Consider the following 18,611-nt stretch of genomic DNA (forward strand, 5'->3'; position numbering starts at 1 on the left):
TGCTAAACGCACCCCTTTTTTTTGATGCACAATCCATGAATTACTATATTTATACCTGCACATATTGTTTGTAGATGATTATGAAGAAATGCCTATTGCTCGCCCTCGCAGGCGTTATTTTTTGGTCCTGCGGTAAAGATTCCAAAAACAATTCAACCCTTTTTAAGGAACTGGATACAGCCGATACAGGAATCTCCTTTGCTAATACAGTTATTGAAAACGATTCCCTGAATTACTTTACCTATGGATATATTTATATGGGAGGAGGCGTTGCCGCCGGGGATTTCAACAACGACGGCCTGGCCGACCTCTATTTTACCGGCAACCAGGTCCCCAACGCCCTTTACCTTAATAAAGGAAACCTGCAGTTTGAAGAAATTACAGAACAGGCAGGTGTAAGCGGAGACCAGCGCTGGTATACGGGTATAACCCTGGCAGACGTAAACAGTGACGGCTATCTGGACATCTACTGCTCTGTAGCAGGTAAATTTGGCCCCTTTGAAAACCAACTCTTTATAAACAACGGAGATCTCACCTTTACGGAAAAAGCGGAGGAATATGGTCTGGCAGAAGCCGGAAACAGCATACAGTCTACCTTCTTTGACTACGACAGGGACGGAGACCTGGATGTATACATTGCCAACTACCCTCCCACACCTTTCAATGCACCTAATGGCCATTACAGGATCAAGCAACAGTTACACAAGCCCAATGAAACGGACAAGCTCATGCGAAATGACGGGGGCCATTTCATCGATGTAACTAAAGAAGCCGGCCTCAATACCTTCGGGCTCTCACTGAGTGCTACCATTGGAGACCTTAATGAGGATGGCTGGCCAGATATTTATGTTTCCAATGACTTCAGCAGCCCGGATTATTGCTACATCAACAACAAAAACGGCACCTTTTCTGAAAAGGTGCGTACAATCACCAAAAACACTTCGTTTTACGGGATGGGGGTTGATATTGCCGATTTTAACAACGACGGGTTGCTGGATATCTTCCAGGCCGATATGACAGCCAATGACAACCGTCGTTCCAAGGCAAATATGGCCAGTATGAACCCGGACCTTTTCTGGAGCACCGTGAATTCTGGTTTTCACTACCAGTATATGCAGAACAGCCTGCAATTGAACAATGGGAACCTGATCGATTCCCTGCCAGATTTCAGCAATGTTGCCCGCCTGGCCGGGGTATCCTCCACAGACTGGAGCTGGGGACCCCTGTTCGCCGATCTGGACAACGATGGCTGGAAAGACCTGTTTATTTCCAACGGTACCCGACGGGAAATCAACAACCGGGATTATTTCCTGGCCTGGGAAGCCGAAGGCAGGCCTTTGGATAATTTACTGCAGCGGAGCCTGAATATACCTTCCGAACCTATAGATAATTTTGTATATCGTAACACAGGCGATCTGCGTTTTGAACGGGTAAACGAATCCTGGGGAATTGTAAAGGAAGGTTTTTCCAATGGAGGGGTTTATGCCGACCTGGATAACGACGGGGACCTGGAAATAGTGATCAATAACTTTGACGATACCGCAAGCCTTTTCGAAAACAAAGGAAATGGAAATCATTTTGTGCAGCTTAGCCTGAATGGTCCTGAAAAAAACCCGAATGGGCTAGGAGCACGTGTATATCTCCACGCAAACGGGCAGACACAAATGCAGGAACTGACTTTGAGCCGTGGATTCCAGTCGGCCGTGGCACCCAGGCTGCATTTTGGCTTAGGTAGCAGTACCTCAGTGGATACTCTTGAAATAATCTGGCCCGATGGGAAAAGGGAAATCCGCACCAATCTGGAGGCGGATCAATTGGTGACCCTCAATTATACGGAAGCCAGTCTTGTTGCCGTACATTCTGAACCGGAAGACACCCAATTTGATTCTTCTGATGACTCACTTCTGGGAATGGAATTCCAGCATCAGGAAAACTATTACGATGATTTTATAAACGAAATACTATTACCCCACAAAATGTCCATGTTTGGCCCCTATATGGCTAAAGGCGACCTTAATGGTGACAATTGGGAAGATCTCGTGATCGGTGGTGCTTCCGGGCAGGCTACCCAGATATTTATGGGTACAGCAGATGGATTTGAGAAAAAAGAAACCTCTGAACTGTCAAAATATGCCGATCGGGAGGATATGGGTATTGCTATCTTCGATATTGATGGGGATGGGCAGAACGACCTTTACATTTCCAGTGGGGGAAATGAATTTGAACCGGATTCAGAAATGCTAAAGGACCGGATATATCTCAATGATGGAGGAAGTTTCAGGGAGGTAACCGAAGGAATAGCAGACTTCAGGGCATCGGCTTCCGTTGTAGTCCCGTTTGACTTTGACAAAGACGGAGATATGGATATTTTGGTTGGAAGTCGTGTGATTCCAGGGAATTATCCCAGTCCGGCGAGCAGTTATCTTCTGGAAAACAGAAGTACGCCAGGAAAGCCGGTGCTAGTGGATGTAACCGCCGAAAAAGCTTCCCAGCTTATAGGTATTGGCTTGCTTACACGTGCATTGCCCACAGATTACAACGGGGATGGCTGGACAGACCTGTTGCTCGGTGGGGAATGGATGCCGCTGGTATTATTGCAAAACCAGGAAGGGTCATTTAAAGATGTTTCAGAATCCGTTGGCCTTGGCGATACCCGAGGTTGGTGGTTTGGACTTGGTGAAGGCGATTTTGACGGTGACGGCGATATGGACTACCTGGCCGGAAACCTTGGGCTTAACTACAAATACAAGGCCAGCGAAACAGAAACCTTTGATGTATACTACGACGACTTTGATGGTTCGGGTACCAAGGATATTGTGTTGAGTTATTATAATTACGGGGAAAAATTCCCGGTTCGCGGACGTGAATGCTCTTCCCAGCAAATGCCGGCGATTAAGAAAAAGTTTGAGGACTACGCCTCTTTTTCCACAGCTACCCTGGCAGATGTGTATACACAACAGGCACTGGATGAATCCCTGCACTATCAGGTGAAATCCTTTGCCAGCGTATACCTGGAAAACACCCCGGAAGGATTCAAAATAAAGCAGTTACCGGTAGAAGCCCAAATATCCAGTATCAATGCCATTGTTGTAGATGATGTTGATGGTGATGGCCTGCTGGATGCGGTTGTGGCTGGAAACCTGTATTCCTCTGAAGTGGAGACACCCAGAAATGACGCGAGTAATGGCTTATTCCTTAAAGGTGATGGAAAAGGCGGGTTTAAATCCGTTGTGGCGAGAAAGAGCGGTTTATACGTCCCTGGTGATGTAAAGAACATGCTTCAGATCAACAGACCCGATGGCAGGTACTACCTGGCTGGAAAAAACAACGATACACTGCAGGTGATACGTGTTGAGGAAGCCAGACCTAAGGCCGTTGCCCTGAATAAGCGCTGATTGTTCACTCTGTTTTACTTTGTTTCATAAACCAGGTATACAATTCCTCTGTGGTGTAGGCCTGTTCCCAGGAATTATGGCCTACTCCCTCGTAAACCGTGAACTTTACCGGGTATCTCATTTGCTTTAGCTTTTCTACCATCTCTTCAGATTCCGAAAATGGTATAGACTTGTCTTCCGTTCCGTGAAATACCCAGATGGGCATGTTTTTGTTTATCCAGGACGCATAAGGAATGGGGGTCATCCCGCAAACTACTGCCATGGCCGCAAAAGTATGCGGGTACTGCACGGCGATTTCCCAGGCTGCACTCCCTCCCCTGCTCAGGCCGGTCAGATAGAGCCGGTCTGTATCTACACGGTTGTTCTGCACCACGGAATCCAGGAGTTGCATAACGGCTCTTACGTTCCACCACTTGCGCTTGTAGGGATTTTGAGGTGCCAGGATCAGGAATGGGAATTGCTTCCCTTCCGCAATAAGTTTGGGAGGGCCATTTTTCTTTATGATTCCGAGGGTATCCCCGGACTCCCCTCCTCCATGCAGAAAAAGCAGCAGGCCAAAATCTTCCTCTTTTTTCTCCTCGTATTCTTTAGGGTAATACAGATAATATTGCAGGTTTTCCCTGACCAGGGTTTCCTCTTCTCCTTCTATCAGTTGCGATTGAGCCTTACAACTAGTAAAGAACAGACTAAATACAGCACAGAGAAAAATTAAGGTCCGCTTGAAAAGATGGTTCATTAGAATTATGATATTTAAAATGCCGGAGGATAATCAACTTCTTGCTGAAACAAACTCCCTATACATCAGGACCTGGTAACTTTCCTGAATAATAAGGCAGACAACAGCATCATTAAAGCAAAAAATGCCGTAATCATAAAGACACCGAAAATACCAGGTGACCAGGAAGTAGTTGGAGGAGGCCAGATGAATAGTCCAATTGCGGGCACCGTTATTTGTACAACTGTTGCTATAAACATGGTTTGCGCCATTCCCCGGGCTTTTAAGCCGGAAAGCCCCGCACCTGTAAGGATTACCGCTGGAACAATCCAAAATAACGTATTTACGGCTTGTGCTTCATTACCAATGATCCCCACAGCACTATTGACCCAAAAAAGCAGGAAAAGCGCAGCAGTTCCAATACCAATTGCTATCCGGTAAGTTCTCTGCTTAGATTGCCGAATGATCAGTTCGTACACCAGGCCCATACTCAACAATGCGCCACCCATGACCAAAAAATCAAAAAGGCTCCAGTTCACCTCGTTGGTGTACTGCATTGCCACAAAAGGCAGCATCAGAAACAGGGCTACTGAAAGCGCCCAAACCAGTATTCGTTTCGCAGGGATTACCATAGCTTTAGTATTTGTTACAGGTTTTAAACACTTCTAATTTAAGTATTTATAAAACAAACTAAGTGCTTTTCTAAAAGAAGGGCCCCTCCTATAACCTGAAATTATAGCGTACCTTCAGCAAAATCTGCTCGTTTTGCGAGGTCCACCTATCGTTGAGGTCATTCAGGGTATTGTGGTTAAAAACGAGGAACACATCACCCAGGGGTGAAAAAATCCAGTGTACCCTGGCGTTTAAACCAAGAATACGGCTGTCTGTATCATACTGGATATAACTATTCAGCTGCAGGTCAGAATTTACGTTGAATCGGACCCGCATCCCTGCCAGGTTCTGGTCAAAATCCCCGAATGGCAATCGTGCCACATTCCTTACCCCGCTGAACTCAAATGCAAGCAATGAGGTAGGAATCCAATTTAGCCTCAGCTGGAATTCATCCAGGGTTCCCCCATAGAAGGAACCAAACCACCAGGTGGCCTGCCCGTTTAGTCTTCTTTTGGCAGCAAATTCAGCCTCAAGCCGGTATCTCATAAAGTTATATTTCCCTACAGGTATGGTAACACCATCTGCAATTTCAAAGGGCTCCACAATATTTTCACCCGCCGGACGCACATTAGCTTCAATACGATCTCCACTCTCCAGCCTCCAGTTTATTGGGGCAGTAAAAACACTGTAAGATTGCCAGTCGCCCTGAATATTTTTGATGTACGTAAGAAAAAACTGGTGGAACATCTGCCTAACCCAGGGCCATTTCGGCCTTGGGGCGTAAATGGCCCCAACACGGGTATTGGTAACACCTTTTCGCGGTACAAAGCCCAGTGAGGGATCAAATTGTTCCCCTATCCTGGAATAGGTGAGGGAAAGATCCCATTTGTCGTTAGGGTAATCTATTTTAAATCCAAAGGCAGACCTGTCCTCAGTTAGGTCTTCCCGGTCTGTATACAGGCCCCATGCACCGGCAATAAAGTTCTTGTCGCCCGCAAATCGCGTAGTTTGATAGGTAAAATCAAATCCGGACATCCAGCTACCGTCTCGGCCAAGCGGATCCCCGAAGGAGGAAATCATCCCTATGGAGCTTTCGCCGAGGATGTTATGCCTTACCCGCATCACACCAATATTCGCGGCATCGTAGTTTACCCCTTCAGAAACAAATGAATTGGTTCTTATCCCCAGTCCACCAATGGCCGTCCTACCAATCCTCCCGTTTATCTTGCCTCCGGCAATAATGGGCACCAGGTTTCCCTGAAAGAGGCCTATTCGCCTGCTAAAAAAGGGCAGCACCGTGCTGTTCCCGGTACCAAATCCAAACTCAAAAATGTCCGATCCTTCAAGGAAAAAGGTCCGTTTTTCGGGAAAAAACAACGGAAAACGTGTCAGGTTGGTCTGTCGGGTATCTACTTCGGTCTCAGCAAAATCAGTATTAACAGTAAGGGTGGCAAGCAGGTTGGGTCCCAGGCGTTGACTGGCATCCAGGCTGGTTTCAAAGTCTGAAACGGTTGCAGCTCCGGCCCCGTTCTTATTCAGGGAGCCTACCAGGGATGGTCTAACATTTAGCCCGAGGCCGTAATTGAACCTGGGGAGATTTGTCAGGAGTCCTGCCCTGCTGGTCTGCCCAAAGAATTGGTCGCGCTGCACATTGGCCCATCGGATGGTTTCCTGGTTTCTTTGTATCCTACGCTCTACATTAAATCCCCACTGATCGATATTCTTGTTGAAATAAATACTTTGGATGGGTAGTATTATTTCCACAGTCCATCCGGTATCATATACAGCTACCCGTGCATTCCAGATCGCATCCCAGTCCTCATTCTCGGATTCCCCCCGGTTGGATACCAGGGCATCATAACGAGCGCCATGGGCATTTACGGCTAAAATGTAGCCCGATTGTCCGTCAAGGAAAGTATCCAGGACTATTTTTACGTGGTCTTCCTCCCGGATGTTGGCATCCCGAAGTTTGGAAAAGCGAACAATATCTTCGGGCCTTTGGTCCTGGCAATCTACTCCTATGACTATGAAGCGTTCATCGGCCAAAACCCTTACCACGGTCCTCGCAGAGGGCTGGCCCCTTTCTTCGGGCACCGTAGTCAGAAAATTGTCCAGGATAGGCGCTGTTTCCCAATCAGTTTCACTCAGCACCCCGTCGATTTGAATAGGTTCACGTATTTGTCCGGCAACAAGGGATGGGCGACTTGTTTCCTGTCCCCTGCCGGTACTGATAAAAATGATGAATGCCCCGAATAATAACTTAAGCCTGTTCATGGATAATTATGAAAGTTAGGACATTTTCCGATTTTATATACATATTTTCTAATTAAGGAAGTTCTTTCCAAAGGCATATGCCAGGTATAATATTACAAGGACAATACCTTCGTGTTTTTGCACGCCTTTTTTTCGAATAAGGAACCAGATAAAAATCACACTGCAGATAAATAAGACGGGGAGGTCAAAAACCAGGATAGAATCATCTATCCTGATTTCTGAAATAAGCGATCCCAGACCCAGGGGCACAAGGAGGTCGAAAATATTACTCCCTACTATGTTGCCCACAGAAAGGCTGGACTGTCCCTTGGACAAGGCATTGAGGGAAATTGCGAGCTCGGGAAGGCTGGTACCCAGTCCAATGATTACGGCACCAATGAAAGATTGCCCTACTCCCCACCTTTCGGCAATAACAATAGCCTGTTCAATAGCCACATGGGAACTCAGGATAACAATCCCAAGGCTTCCAACAAGCAGAGTAATTTGGAACCAGATTCCAAAGCCGGACTTCTCTTTCACAGAGGTATCCTCTTTCCGAATCTTGCGCTCACGTTGTAAAAGTGTGTAGATATATAACAGGAAGGCAATGAGCAGCAAGGCACCATCATTCCAGGTGATCATCCCATCAAAAGAAACAAGCGCCAGCAGAATCAATGATCCGATAAGCTCTGCCCCCATCTGCCTTGCCTGCAGCTTGCCTACATTGACAAAATAGAAGAGCGCAATAACCCCAACTATGATACTGATCTGGCAAATGGAACTCCCAATGGCATTACCGGTAACCACTCCGGAGACATCCGTGCCCCCGAGATTGTAAATAGCCCCCTCCACAGCCACCGCCAATTCAGGCAGGTCCGTTCCAAAAGCCAGTATGGTGAGTCCGATAAACAACTCCGATATCCGAAAACGCCGGGCAATTTTTACAGCGTACTTCACCGTAAAATCCGTACCCAGCCATAGTCCGAAAATACCTAGGATCAAAAAGGCAAATTCACTCATGAATATTACACTTTAATATCAAAATTAAGAGTACTGAACTGTAGCAACAATGACTGATATCATTGAAGAACAGTTAGCTATAAGGTACCTTGCCTGTAAATTTCAAACCTGTGTGGTTTATCTGCCCGTGTAAAAGGAAATTCTAATATATACTTGAGTGCCTTATGATCAGCAAGGCTTTCTCCATAGAGGTTACCCGCGTGCTCCAGCTACTGGAGAGCAATGATCGTGTGGGTTTAAGCAACAGGCAGGTAGAGCAAAGAATAGCAGAATTCGGCAAAAATCACATTCCGGAAAAAGGCCCGAAAAAGAAAGTGGCTATTCTGGCAGACCAGTTTAAAGATCCCATAATCTATATCCTTATTGTAGCTTTCTTCCTGGCATTACTTCTGGGAGACTGGGCAGAATCCGTTGCCATAGTTGTGGTAATCCTGATCACTGTAGGCATAGGCTATTTTATGGAATTACAGGCTGTTCGTGCCCTGGAAAAACTCCGGAAGATGGGACAGGTCCTTTGCCGGGTAATCCGCAATGGAAAGCTGCAACAAATCCAGGCTTCCGGCCTGGTGCCAGGTGATCTCCTGCTGGTTCACCCCGGGGATATTATACCCGCAGATGCGCGACTTGTAAGCGTAAAACGGCTAAAGGTAAAGGAAGCTGCCCTTACCGGTGAAAGCCAGGATATCGAAAAACATATTGAAGCCCTTGATATGGATACCATATTGCATGAAAGGGCCAATATGATCTTCAGGGGCACCTTTGTGGTCACCGGATCTGCAAGGGCAGTGGTGGTAGCTACCGGCAAACATACCGAACTGGGTAAGATACAGGTGCTGAGCGAGGAAGCAGAAAAAGAACAAACTCCCATAGAGAAAAAGTTAGCCCAGTTGAGCAGGTGGCTTATCGGTTTTACGCTATTGTTGACAGTCCTGGTGATACTTAGCGGCATGCTGAGCGGGATGGACCTCGTTTTTATGATACAGACCGGGCTTGCCCTGGCGGTAGCTGCCATTCCGGAGGGACTCCCTATTGTAGCTACCATTGCCCTGGCCAGGGGAATGCTTCAGCTTTCGAAAAAACAGGTGATTATAAAAAAGCTCGAAGCCGTGCATACCCTGGGGGCTACCAATATTATCTGTACTGATAAAACAGGAACCTTAACAGAAGATAAACTCGCCGTCCACACCCTGGTGTTTAATGGAAATCAGCAATACGAGGTAAAAAAAGACCTGGATTCTTTAAGGTTACTCGCCTCCAGGCGACGGGAGGTAAAGCAATTGGTAACCACCGGAATCCTTTGCAATGAAAGCCCTGCAAAGCCAGAAAACAGGTTTGGTGAAAGCATAGATGTTGCCCTGCTGGATTTTGCCGATCTGATGCGGTACAATCCGGAAAAAGTGCGAGCAGAACAATCCCAAATCAGGTCCATGCCTTTCGATACCGAGCGGAAATACATGGCATCCATTAACCGGAATCACCATACAGGTTTTACACTTCATGTAAAGGGGGCCTTTGAAGTGGTTGCGAACCTTTGCACTACTATTGTTACAAACGGGCAACTTATCCCTTTTGAAGAAAAAGAGGAATGGCACCGGCTTGTGGATGACATGGCCTCACAGGGATTGCGAACCCTGGCCCTAGCGTATCGCCGGATGGATAAGGTTCCGGAAAAAGAGCTGCCGCTCAAAGAGCTTACATTCATTGGCGTAATTGGCTTTATTGATCCGGCCCGTACAGATGTTAAGGATACCATTTCACTCTATAAAAATGCAGGCATACAGGTAGTAATGATGACCGGCGACCATCCGGGCACTGCGCGTAAGATCGCAGAGGAAATAGGATTGCTTTCAGATACAGATGGACATGAGCATGTTGTTCACAGCGGTGATATCAGCCGTCTGATGCAGGGGGATCAACGGCAGCGGGCCCAACTATTGAATGCATGTGTTTTTGCCAGGGTAACTCCAAGGGAGAAACTGGAACTGGTTAAATTCTTCCAGGAACACAACAATACTATTGGTATGCTGGGAGATGGGGTCAATGATGTACCAGCACTCCGGAAGGCCGACATAGGTATTGCCATGGGCGTCAGGGGAACCGAAGTGGCCCGGGAAGCTGCAGACATTATCCTGAAAAACGACAAGTTTACAGCAATGGAACTGGCCATACGACAGGGAAGGCTGATCTTTGAACATATCCGTCAGTTTGTGGTCTACCTGCTATCCTGTAACCTGGCCGAAATTGTGTCCGTGGGGATTGCAGCTATTCTGGCACTCCCGGCTCCGCTCTTGCCCCTTCAAATCTTATTCCTAAACCTGATAACAGATGTTTTCCCGGCTCTAGCCCTTGGTCTTGGCAAAGGTGAGGACGATCTCATGCAGCAGCCTCCCAGAAAACCAACGGAACCCATTATGACACGGGAACTATGGATAACCACGGTGATTTGTGGCATGAGTATTACTCTGTCCGTATTGGGAATTACGGCCTACTCCTATCTCAAATTGCAATTATCCCCTGAAATCATCAACAATATGGCGTTCTATACCCTTGTAGTCGGGCAATTGCTGAATATATTCAATATGCCGCTCAGGAAATCATCATTCTTTTTTAATGAAGTAACTAAGAACGCCTGGGTATGGGGTGCACTTGTCCTATGTGTGCTGATCGTAGCTATTTCCAACCTTATCCCTTCAGTGGCTATGGTGCTTTCTCTGGTTCCCTTATCACTGTGGCAGTGGGTTATAATTACCCTTTTTGGTTTTGCTTCCTTATTATTGACACAGATTACACTGCAGGTTTTCAGGAAGCGGTTCAGGTCTTGAGCATAAAAAGAACAAAAAAGAAAAGCACGGCCACAAGCCGTGCTTTTTACAATTACCTATATCTTAAGCTATTAGAGCTCTTTGATCTTAATATTCCTGAACCAAACATCATCTCCATGGTCCTGAAGGCCAATATATCCTTCAGAAGCTACGTCAGCCCAATTCTCATTGAGGCCGGGGAATTTACTTCCGGCAACCAATTCGTTCCATTCAGGGGTCCATAAATGGTATTCTACCACCTTTTCACCGTTCTGTTTGTGCCAAACGGAGCCTTTGTACACCATAATCTCCACCTCGTTCCACTCCCCAACTGGCTTTGCATTCTGAGGATCGGCAGGAATAAGGTCGTAGAGGGAACCGGCCTGACGGTTACCATTGGTACCCATCTGGGCATCCGGATGTTTTTCATTATCCAGTACCTGCATTTCCGGGGCAGTCTTCCAGATATAGTCGAGATCTTCCGATTCCTGACCCAGGTAGAATATTCCGGAATTACCTCCTTCAGAGATCTTCCACTCCAATTTGAGATGGAAATTTCCAAATTTCTGGTCATACAGGATATCCCCACGGTCCTTTCCACCAGCTTCACCCCTTCCGGAACCCGGGCAGTGGATCATTCCGTCAGCGATCACCCAGCCTTCAGGAAAGGTGTCTTTACCGTAACTCCTCCAGCCGGTGGAAGTTTTACCGTCGAACAACAATTTCCAGCCATCAGCTTTTTCAGCCTCAGTAAGTGTATTAGGGGCTCCCATATCCTGAGCTACCTCCATTTCTGGTTCGGCTTCTGCTTCCGATGCCTTTTCCTTTTTGGCCGTGTTGCAGGATATTAAAAGTCCCATAAAAAGTAGTGATAGAATCTTTACTCTTATCATTATACATTAATTTGAATTAATAGCTCCAACCTTCTCTGTAGGTCTTCTTAATATAGTTCTCAGCGGCTTGTTTGGCATTTAAAGTAGCGTATTTGGTATCAAAACGCGGATCACCATCTACTACTGTGAAGCTATCCGAGGTAACAACCCTGATCTCATCGGTATCGCTGATATTCGTGATCTTCATGTTTTCAGCATCCCACTCAAGCCTTCTGCGCAATCCTTGCAGACGAACCGCCAGGTTTCCTGCTACAACCGTTTCGTTTAACGGTCCGGCATATTCAAAGTTGGAACTGCATTCGACACGACTTTCTTTATTTTCCTTACAAGCACGTACCCAGTCCATTTCATGTCCGCCATTCATGGCATCCGGAATCCTTCGCAACTCGTTAGTAACCGGCGGTGGATTATCTTCTCTTCCAATGATGTACGGGTTCATGGCATAGGTCCCACATATGAGCGTTCCCTTGGTGCCATAGAAAATCGCACCACCACCATTATCCCCCAGGTATGTTCCGGGCTTTACGCCTTCGGGTCGCTCTGGTGTAAGTCCACCGTCATACCAGGTAAACTCAACAGCCGGCATTTTTATCTTGCCTTTCTTTTTGCGCTTACCGAAGTAATAGGTAACTTTTTCTGAGATAGGTGCGCTTTCCGTATTCACCTGAGAAGAAGAGGCTTCAAAAGCATATGGGAAGCCCAGTTCAAGTGCTTTGTAAACAGGGTCCATGATATGGCAGGCCATATCACCCAGGGCTCCGGTACCGAAATCCCACCATGCTCTCCAGTTCCAAGGAGTATAGGAAGGGTGGTAAGGGCGCCATTCTGCCGGCCCTATAAAAAGATCCCAGTCCAGGGTTGGAGGCAGGGACGGTGTTTCAGCCGGCCTTTCCAATCCTTGTGGCCAAATAGGACGATTAGTCCAGGCATCAACCTTGGTCACCTCACCAATTTCGCCATTCCAGATCCACTCACATACCTTTCTCATGTCATCGCTGGAGTTCCCCTGGTTACCCATTTGAGTTGCCACGCCAGTTTCTTTGGCGATCTCCCTTAGTTTACGGGATTCGTAAACCGAATGGGTCAGTGGCTTCTGCACATACACATGCTTGCCTGCCCTCATAGAGTCTGCCGCAGTAACATAATGCGTATGGTCCGGAGTTGATATCATGATGGCGTCAATATCCTTATCCATCTCATCCAGCATCTTGCGGTAATCCTTGTATAGTTTTGCATTGGGATAATCATCGAAACAACGCTTGGCGTAAGTCCAATCCACATCGGCCAGAGCAACTATGTTCTGGGTGTTCATATTTCTCAGATTTCGCCTGCCCATTCCCCCAACTCCAATACCGGCAATGTTGAGCTTATCGCTTGGAGCGGTATAGCCAAATCCGGAAACTACATTACTGGGTAAAATGGTAAAGGCTGCCACCGCGGCACCCGACTTCTTTATAAAGTCCCTTCGTTCATTTCTAGTTTTCTTATGCATACTATTAATGTTGGTTTTTGGTTAAAAAATTTAGAATAACCCAAAAATATGGAACCTTGGGTTCATTTTTATATTTTTTGAAGGTATTTTTTAGGAAAAATGTGAAAAAAAGGCTTAAAATACATCCTGAAAAACTTGTTTGGATATATTCTTAAGTTCCAAGGGCTATATGTACTGATTAATAATGTTTTCAAACAATTCCTGCTTCCCGCTTGTAAGTGATAACTCTCCAGTTTCCTTAGCTATTTCGTAAAGCGCCTTCAAATCCAGTCTCCCTTCTTCAAATTCCTTTCCTTTACCAGAATCAAAAGAAGAATACCTATCCCTTCTCAAGTTTTTATAGGGTGAAGAAGAAATTATTCTGTCCGCCGTAATTAAGGCACGAGCAAAGGTATCCGCACCGCCGATATGAGCTAAGAATATGTCTTCCGGATCTGTTGAATTTCTTCTGAGCTTTGCATCAAAGTTAACGCCACCGCCCTGCAATCCTCCGGCTTTAAGGAAGACCAGCATAGCTTCTGTTGTTTCCTGGATGTTATTCGGAAATTGATCTGTATCCCATCCATTCTGGTAATCTCCCCGATTCGCATCAATACTTCCAAGCATGCCGTGGCTTGCCGAAACCTCTAATTCATGCTGAAAAGTGTGTTGTGCCAGCGTGGCATGGTTCACCTCAATATTCAACTTGAAATCTGCATCCAGGCCGTATTCTTTTAAGAATCCTATTGCGGTTGCAGCATCAAAATCGTACTGGTGTTTCATCGGTTCCATTGGTTTGGGCTCGATAAAGAATGTGCCTTTAAAACCCTGAGCCCTGGCATAGTCTCTCGCCATGGACAAAAGCTGCGCCATATGGTCTAATTCGCGCTTCATATCCGTGTTTAGCAAAGACATATAACCTTCACGCCCTCCCCAGAACACATAGTTTTCACCCCCTAGGGCAATGGTTGCATCCAGGGCTAATTTTATTTGCGCCCCTGCCCTGGCAACTACATTGAATTCAGGGTTGGTGGCTGCGCCATTCATATACCGGGGATTGGAAAAGCAATTGGCGGTTCCCCATAATAACTTCTTTTTATGGGCCCCTTGTTTTTCTTTGACATAATCCACAATTGTGGCAAGCCTTTTTTCGGACTCCGCGAATGTAGGTGCCTCCTGCACTAAATCGTAATCGTGGAAACAGTAGTAATCAAATCCTATCTTGGAAAGAAACTCAAAAGCCGCATCGGCTTTGTCTTTTGCAGCCTGGATAGGATCTGAGGACTGGTCCCATCTGTACTTTTGAGTCCCTGGCCCAAAGGGATCAGACCCCTGACCGCAGAAGGTATGCCAGTAAGCCACAGCAAACTTGAAGTGGTCCCTCAGGGTTTTGCCCGCCACTACCCGTTCCGGGTCATAATATTTAAATGCCAAAGGATTATCGGATTCTTTTCCTTCGAATTGAATTTGATCAATATCCTTAAAATATTCCATATCAGAATCTTATTTATTATTGAGAATCATTGCTAACGCTTCCTCCCAGCGCTTGTAAGCATTGAGGTAGGGTTTTCTTTCTTTAACAGGATCATAGGACTTAACATAATCGTTCTGCATTACTAACTCCTCCATTTTTTCAAAATCCCTTTCCTTTATAAAGCCAGCCCTGGCTGCGCCTATGGAGCCCGTAGTATTATAAATTTTAATCTTATAATCTATGAGCGTGGCTATAGTGCTGGAGAATATTTCCGATCTGAACAGATTGTCGTTTCCGGCCCGAATCACTTCAATTGGGGTATTGTCATTTTTTAATATTTCCATACCGTATACAAATGAAAAAGCAATTCCCTCCAATGCAGCTCGGCATAAATGCGAGCGGGTATGCCGATTAAGGTCCAAATTAAGGAAATGGGCATTTACATCCCGGTTATCTAACATGCGTTCTGAACCGTTTCCAAATGGGATGATTATAAGACCGTCCGAGCCTATGGAAACCTGGGAAGCCAGCTCATTCATCTCCCCATAAGACCGCACTCCCAAATTGCTCTTTAACCAGCGGTACATAATTCCACAACCATTGATGCACAGCAACTTTCCAATATTGGTGTGCTGTCGGGAATAATTCACATGTACAAAGCTGTTTATACGTGATATTTCTTTTGACTCAGGAAGATCTGTGACAGCATAGATAACACCAGATGTTCCTCCTGAAACAGCTACCTCTCCTGGCTTTAGAATATTTAATGACAATGCATTGTTTGGCTGATCACCGGCTCTGTAAACCACTGGGATGCCTTTTGGAAGTCCGGTTTCCTGAGATGCCTGCTTATGCGTTTTTCCCTGATTTGTGAAATTTTCCACTATATCAGGGATTAAGGATTTATCCAATTCCAAATAGTCAAATAACCAGTCAGCAACCTTGTTTTTCCTGAAATCCCATAGGATGGCCTCGGATAAACCATTTATTGTTGTGTTAATTTTACCTGTTAGCTTAAAGGCTATATAATCTCCAGGAAGCATAAACTTATAGGTACGTTTATAGATATCAGGCTCATTTTCCATGACCCATTTCAACTTCGAAACCGTAAAATTACCTGGAGAATTAAGCAGATGTGTTCTACATTGCTCTTCACCGATTTCATAAAAAGCCTGCTCACCGATTTCAACTGCCCTGCTATCACACCAGATAATTGATTTTCTCAGGGGAGTTCCCTCCCTGTCTACAATTACAAGGCCATGCATTTGATAGGCAATTCCGATTCCTGTAATTTGATCTGCATTAATCCCGGATTCCTGTATTACCCTTCGGGTAGCCAGACACAGATTTGTCCACCATTCCTCAGGTCCCTGCTCTGCCCATCCCGCTTCAGGAGATGAAATATCCATTTCATTTTCGGGCTCATGAATGGTTATGATGCTCTCACCGGATTCTGCGTGCACTAATGAGACCTTAACAGAAGAACTGCCTATATCATAGCCAATATAATAATTGCTTAACGCTGGTGATATGTCCTCATGCAAGGCCAAACTTTATTTAAGGGTTAAGGTTGTTTTTACCGGAGCGGAGGCACCAAGGGTTAAAGCTCTTTGGGTAGGCAGGCTGCCGGAGATCGTCAGGGTAAAATCACCTTTTTCAAGTATAGGTTCGCCTTCTTCATTGATTAGTTCAAGCATTTCCGGAATAATTTTGAAAACTATTTCCCTGCCTTCACCGGGTTTCAGCGATAAAGACCGAATCCCCTTCAAAGAAAACAGGGGTGCACTAACACTGCTTTTGTTATCGGTAACATATAATTGCACGATTTCCCTGCCTTCATATTGGCCAACATTTTTAACCGTACACCTAATCTCCACCTCCTGGCCTTTTTTGATTATTGAGGATGACAGGCTAATATCACGGTAAGCAAAAGAAGTGTAACTCAATCCATATCCGAATGGATACATGGGTTCTGCGGTCATATAGCGATAGGTCCTGCCTTTCAAATTATAATCCTCATATGGAGGTAACTGATCAAGTGATTTTGGAAAAGTGATGGGTAATCGTCCTGACGGGGATACTTTTCCAAACAAAACATCAGAAAGGGCATGACCTCCTTCTTCACCGGGATACCAGGTCATTAGTACGGCGTCTGCCAGTTCGTGGACTTCAGTAAGATTCATGGGGCAGCCGCCGGTGATCACAGCTATTACAGGTTTGCCGTGATCCCCTCTGATTTTCCTCAGGTATTCCAACTGGTTTTCAGGAATGTTATAGTCTATACGATCACCAAAATAAGGGGATGAAATAGATTCTCCTTCTTCACCTTCGATGTGGCGGGTCAGCCCCATGGCTACGATGGTAACATCTGCCTCGGCCGCTTCTCCGGTTGACCAGTCGACCGGATTGATATTCTTTCTATCCAAAGTTGTTCCCGGGCTGTACTGCACCTGGCTGCTACCAGAAACCCCGGCGGTGATTCCTTCCAGGAAGGTGACCATGTTCGGGTTTACGCCAAAATAATTCCCCAGAAGTGCGTCAATAGAAGCTGCATTGGGGCCCACAACATAGAACCTTTTGAGATTATCTTTTAAAGGAAGTACGCCGTTGTTTTTAAGCATGACAATGGACCTGCTTGCGGCCTCATTAGCCAGCTCCCGGTGTTCCTTGCTATCCACTACCTCATAGGGAATGGTGTTGTATGGATTTTTCTCCCCGGGATCGAACATACCCAGTTTAAATCTTGTTTTAAGCAGTGGCCTAAGCCTTTCATCTATAAGTGATTCATTTGTCAACCCTATCTTAACAGCTTCTGCCAGGGCCTTATAAGTAACTCCACAGTTGAGATTAACACCGTTTTCCAGGGCTAATACAGCAGCTTCTATTGAATTTGATACGGTGCCATGACCAATATCTGAAAAGAAATCGGTAAGGGCCCAGCAATCGCTAACCACGTGACCTTTAAATCCCCATTTGTCAAACAAAATTTCCGAGAGCAGATAATTACTGGCACAACAGGGTTCATCATTGGTGCGGTTATAGGCGCACATAACGGATTCCACACCTGCATTCACCAGGGATTCAAATGCAGGGAGATAGGTCTCATACAAATCTTTTTGGCTTACCACGGCATTAAACTCATGCCTTAACTTTTCAGGCCCGCTATGCACCGCATAATGCTTTGCGCATGCGGCCGTTTTGAGGTACCGGGGATGATCCCCCTGTAATCCCCTCACAAATGAAACGCCGAGCAAACTGGTCAGATAGGGATCTTCCCCATAGGTTTCCTGGCCTCTTCCCCAACGGGGGTCCCTGAATATATTTAAATTGGGAGTCCAGAAAGTGAGGCCTGTATACCTGTTGTAATTCTCTGCCTCCTGAGCAGCATTATACATGGCCCGGGCTTCATCAGAAATGGCCGAAGCTACCCGATAAACCAAATCTTTGTCGAATGTAGCGGCCAGTCCTATCGCCTGGGGAAATACGGTTGCCTTTCCGGATCGGCCAACCCCATGCAGGGCTTCGTTCCAATAATCATAGGGAGGGATGTCCAGTCGGGGAATGCCTGAAGTATTCATCAGCATCTGGTCAACTTTTTCCTCAAGCGTGAGCCGACTGATCAAATCATCAACCCGGGTGTCCAAATCTACTTCCGGGTCGAGATATTTGGGTTGTGCCTGTAAGGAAGAGCACCCAATAACGGTTAAAATCAACATTATCAATTGGTTGTTCATTACCTACTATTTTGATTATTTACAGCTCATGCTCTGCCATTGCGGGAGGCCAGTTAAGGTAAGGTCTCGGTAAAGCATAATAAGGTTCTCTAAGATAACAAAATAGAGCAAGCCTTCGGAACCAATTACTCTGAAATACACCCATTTAAAACCCTTAATGGAATGTGATTTTCAATCGTCTTTGATATCCTCACTTGCGAACCAGGTGGGTTATATGCTTCTGTTGTATTTGGGTTTTTCCCC

Annotated in this window: 11 protein-coding genes; 2 read left to right on the forward strand and 9 right to left on the reverse strand. The window is 45.9% G+C overall.

Features of this window, described 5'->3' with window-relative positions:
* Positions 1–74: 74 nt before the first annotated feature.
* Entirely contained in the window at positions 75–3,395 is a 3,321-nt protein-coding gene (locus OO016_RS09860) for a VCBS repeat-containing protein (protein WP_266013128.1), read from the forward strand.
* A gap of 4 nt (positions 3,396–3,399) precedes the next feature.
* On the opposite strand, the gene OO016_RS09865 is transcribed toward OO016_RS09860, so the two are convergent.
* The 4 genes from OO016_RS09865 to OO016_RS09880 form a co-directional block, all read right to left on the reverse strand.
* Positions 3,400–4,131 (reverse strand): carboxylesterase family protein, encoded by a 732-nt coding sequence (locus tag OO016_RS09865; protein ID WP_266013130.1) that lies wholly within the window; start codon positions 4,129–4,131, stop codon positions 3,400–3,402.
* Between the two features lie 65 nt (positions 4,132–4,196).
* Entirely contained in the window at positions 4,197–4,742 is a 546-nt protein-coding gene (locus OO016_RS09870) for a hypothetical protein (protein ID WP_266013132.1), read from the reverse strand.
* An 88-nt stretch (positions 4,743–4,830) separates the two neighbouring features.
* Entirely contained in the window at positions 4,831–6,996 is a 2,166-nt protein-coding gene (locus OO016_RS09875) for a carbohydrate binding family 9 domain-containing protein (RefSeq protein WP_266013134.1), read from the reverse strand.
* A gap of 48 nt (positions 6,997–7,044) precedes the next feature.
* Positions 7,045–7,995, reverse strand: a complete 951-nt coding sequence (locus OO016_RS09880) for a calcium/sodium antiporter (RefSeq protein WP_266013136.1) — start codon at positions 7,993–7,995, stop codon at positions 7,045–7,047.
* 164 nt (positions 7,996–8,159) lie between these two features.
* Between OO016_RS09880 and OO016_RS09885 the strand changes: the two genes are divergently transcribed.
* Complete coding sequence (locus OO016_RS09885; RefSeq protein WP_266013138.1) at positions 8,160–10,817, forward strand: cation-translocating P-type ATPase; 2,658 nt, start codon at positions 8,160–8,162, stop codon at positions 10,815–10,817.
* A gap of 71 nt (positions 10,818–10,888) precedes the next feature.
* On the opposite strand, the gene OO016_RS09890 is transcribed toward OO016_RS09885, so the two are convergent.
* The 5 genes from OO016_RS09890 to OO016_RS09910 all read right to left on the reverse strand — a co-directional run bounded on the left by OO016_RS09890 (position 10,889) and on the right by OO016_RS09910 (position 18,368).
* Positions 10,889–11,689: a 3-keto-disaccharide hydrolase gene (locus tag OO016_RS09890; protein WP_266013140.1), complete on the reverse strand. Its 801-nt coding sequence runs from the start codon at positions 11,687–11,689 to the stop codon at positions 10,889–10,891.
* A gap of 16 nt (positions 11,690–11,705) precedes the next feature.
* The gene (locus OO016_RS09895; RefSeq protein ID WP_266013142.1) at positions 11,706–13,181 is read right to left on the reverse strand and encodes a glycoside 3-dehydrogenase; all 1,476 of its coding nucleotides are present in this window, start codon (positions 13,179–13,181) and stop codon (positions 11,706–11,708) included.
* Positions 13,182–13,346: 165 nt separating this feature from the next.
* A complete protein-coding gene (gene xylA / locus OO016_RS09900) occupies positions 13,347–14,654 on the reverse strand; it encodes a xylose isomerase (protein ID WP_266013145.1) in 1,308 nt (435 codons plus the stop codon).
* A gap of 9 nt (positions 14,655–14,663) precedes the next feature.
* Positions 14,664–16,178: a xylulokinase gene (locus OO016_RS09905; RefSeq protein WP_266013147.1), complete on the reverse strand. Its 1,515-nt coding sequence runs from the start codon at positions 16,176–16,178 to the stop codon at positions 14,664–14,666.
* 9 nt (positions 16,179–16,187) lie between these two features.
* Complete coding sequence (locus tag OO016_RS09910; protein WP_266013149.1) at positions 16,188–18,368, reverse strand: glycoside hydrolase family 3 C-terminal domain-containing protein; 2,181 nt, start codon at positions 18,366–18,368, stop codon at positions 16,188–16,190.
* Positions 18,369–18,611 lie beyond the last annotated feature (243 nt).

The sequence above is a fragment of the Lentiprolixibacter aurantiacus genome, from assembly GCF_026241225.1.
Classification (GTDB): Bacteria; Bacteroidota; Bacteroidia; order Flavobacteriales; family Flavobacteriaceae; genus Lentiprolixibacter; species Lentiprolixibacter aurantiacus.

What these genes read in the sequence shown, in the direction of transcription:
- OO016_RS09885 (WP_266013138.1), top strand. Translation starts at nt 8,160, where the DNA reads ATGATCAGCAAGGCTTTCTCCATAGAGGTTACCCGCGTGCTCCAGCTA.
- OO016_RS09880 (WP_266013136.1), bottom strand. Translation starts at nt 7,995, where the DNA reads ATGAGTGAATTTGCCTTTTTGATCCTAGGTATTTTCGGACTATGGCTG.
- OO016_RS09890 (WP_266013140.1), bottom strand. Translation starts at nt 11,689, where the DNA reads ATGATAAGAGTAAAGATTCTATCACTACTTTTTATGGGACTTTTAATA.
- OO016_RS09860 (WP_266013128.1), top strand. Translation starts at nt 75, where the DNA reads ATGATTATGAAGAAATGCCTATTGCTCGCCCTCGCAGGCGTTATTTTT.
- OO016_RS09910 (WP_266013149.1), bottom strand. Translation starts at nt 18,368, where the DNA reads ATGAACAACCAATTGATAATGTTGATTTTAACCGTTATTGGGTGCTCT.
- OO016_RS09865 (WP_266013130.1), bottom strand. Translation starts at nt 4,131, where the DNA reads ATGAACCATCTTTTCAAGCGGACCTTAATTTTTCTCTGTGCTGTATTT.
- xylA (WP_266013145.1), bottom strand. Translation starts at nt 14,654, where the DNA reads ATGGAATATTTTAAGGATATTGATCAAATTCAATTCGAAGGAAAAGAA.
- OO016_RS09870 (WP_266013132.1), bottom strand. Translation starts at nt 4,742, where the DNA reads ATGGTAATCCCTGCGAAACGAATACTGGTTTGGGCGCTTTCAGTAGCC.
- OO016_RS09875 (WP_266013134.1), bottom strand. Translation starts at nt 6,996, where the DNA reads ATGAACAGGCTTAAGTTATTATTCGGGGCATTCATCATTTTTATCAGT.
- OO016_RS09895 (WP_266013142.1), bottom strand. Translation starts at nt 13,181, where the DNA reads ATGCATAAGAAAACTAGAAATGAACGAAGGGACTTTATAAAGAAGTCG.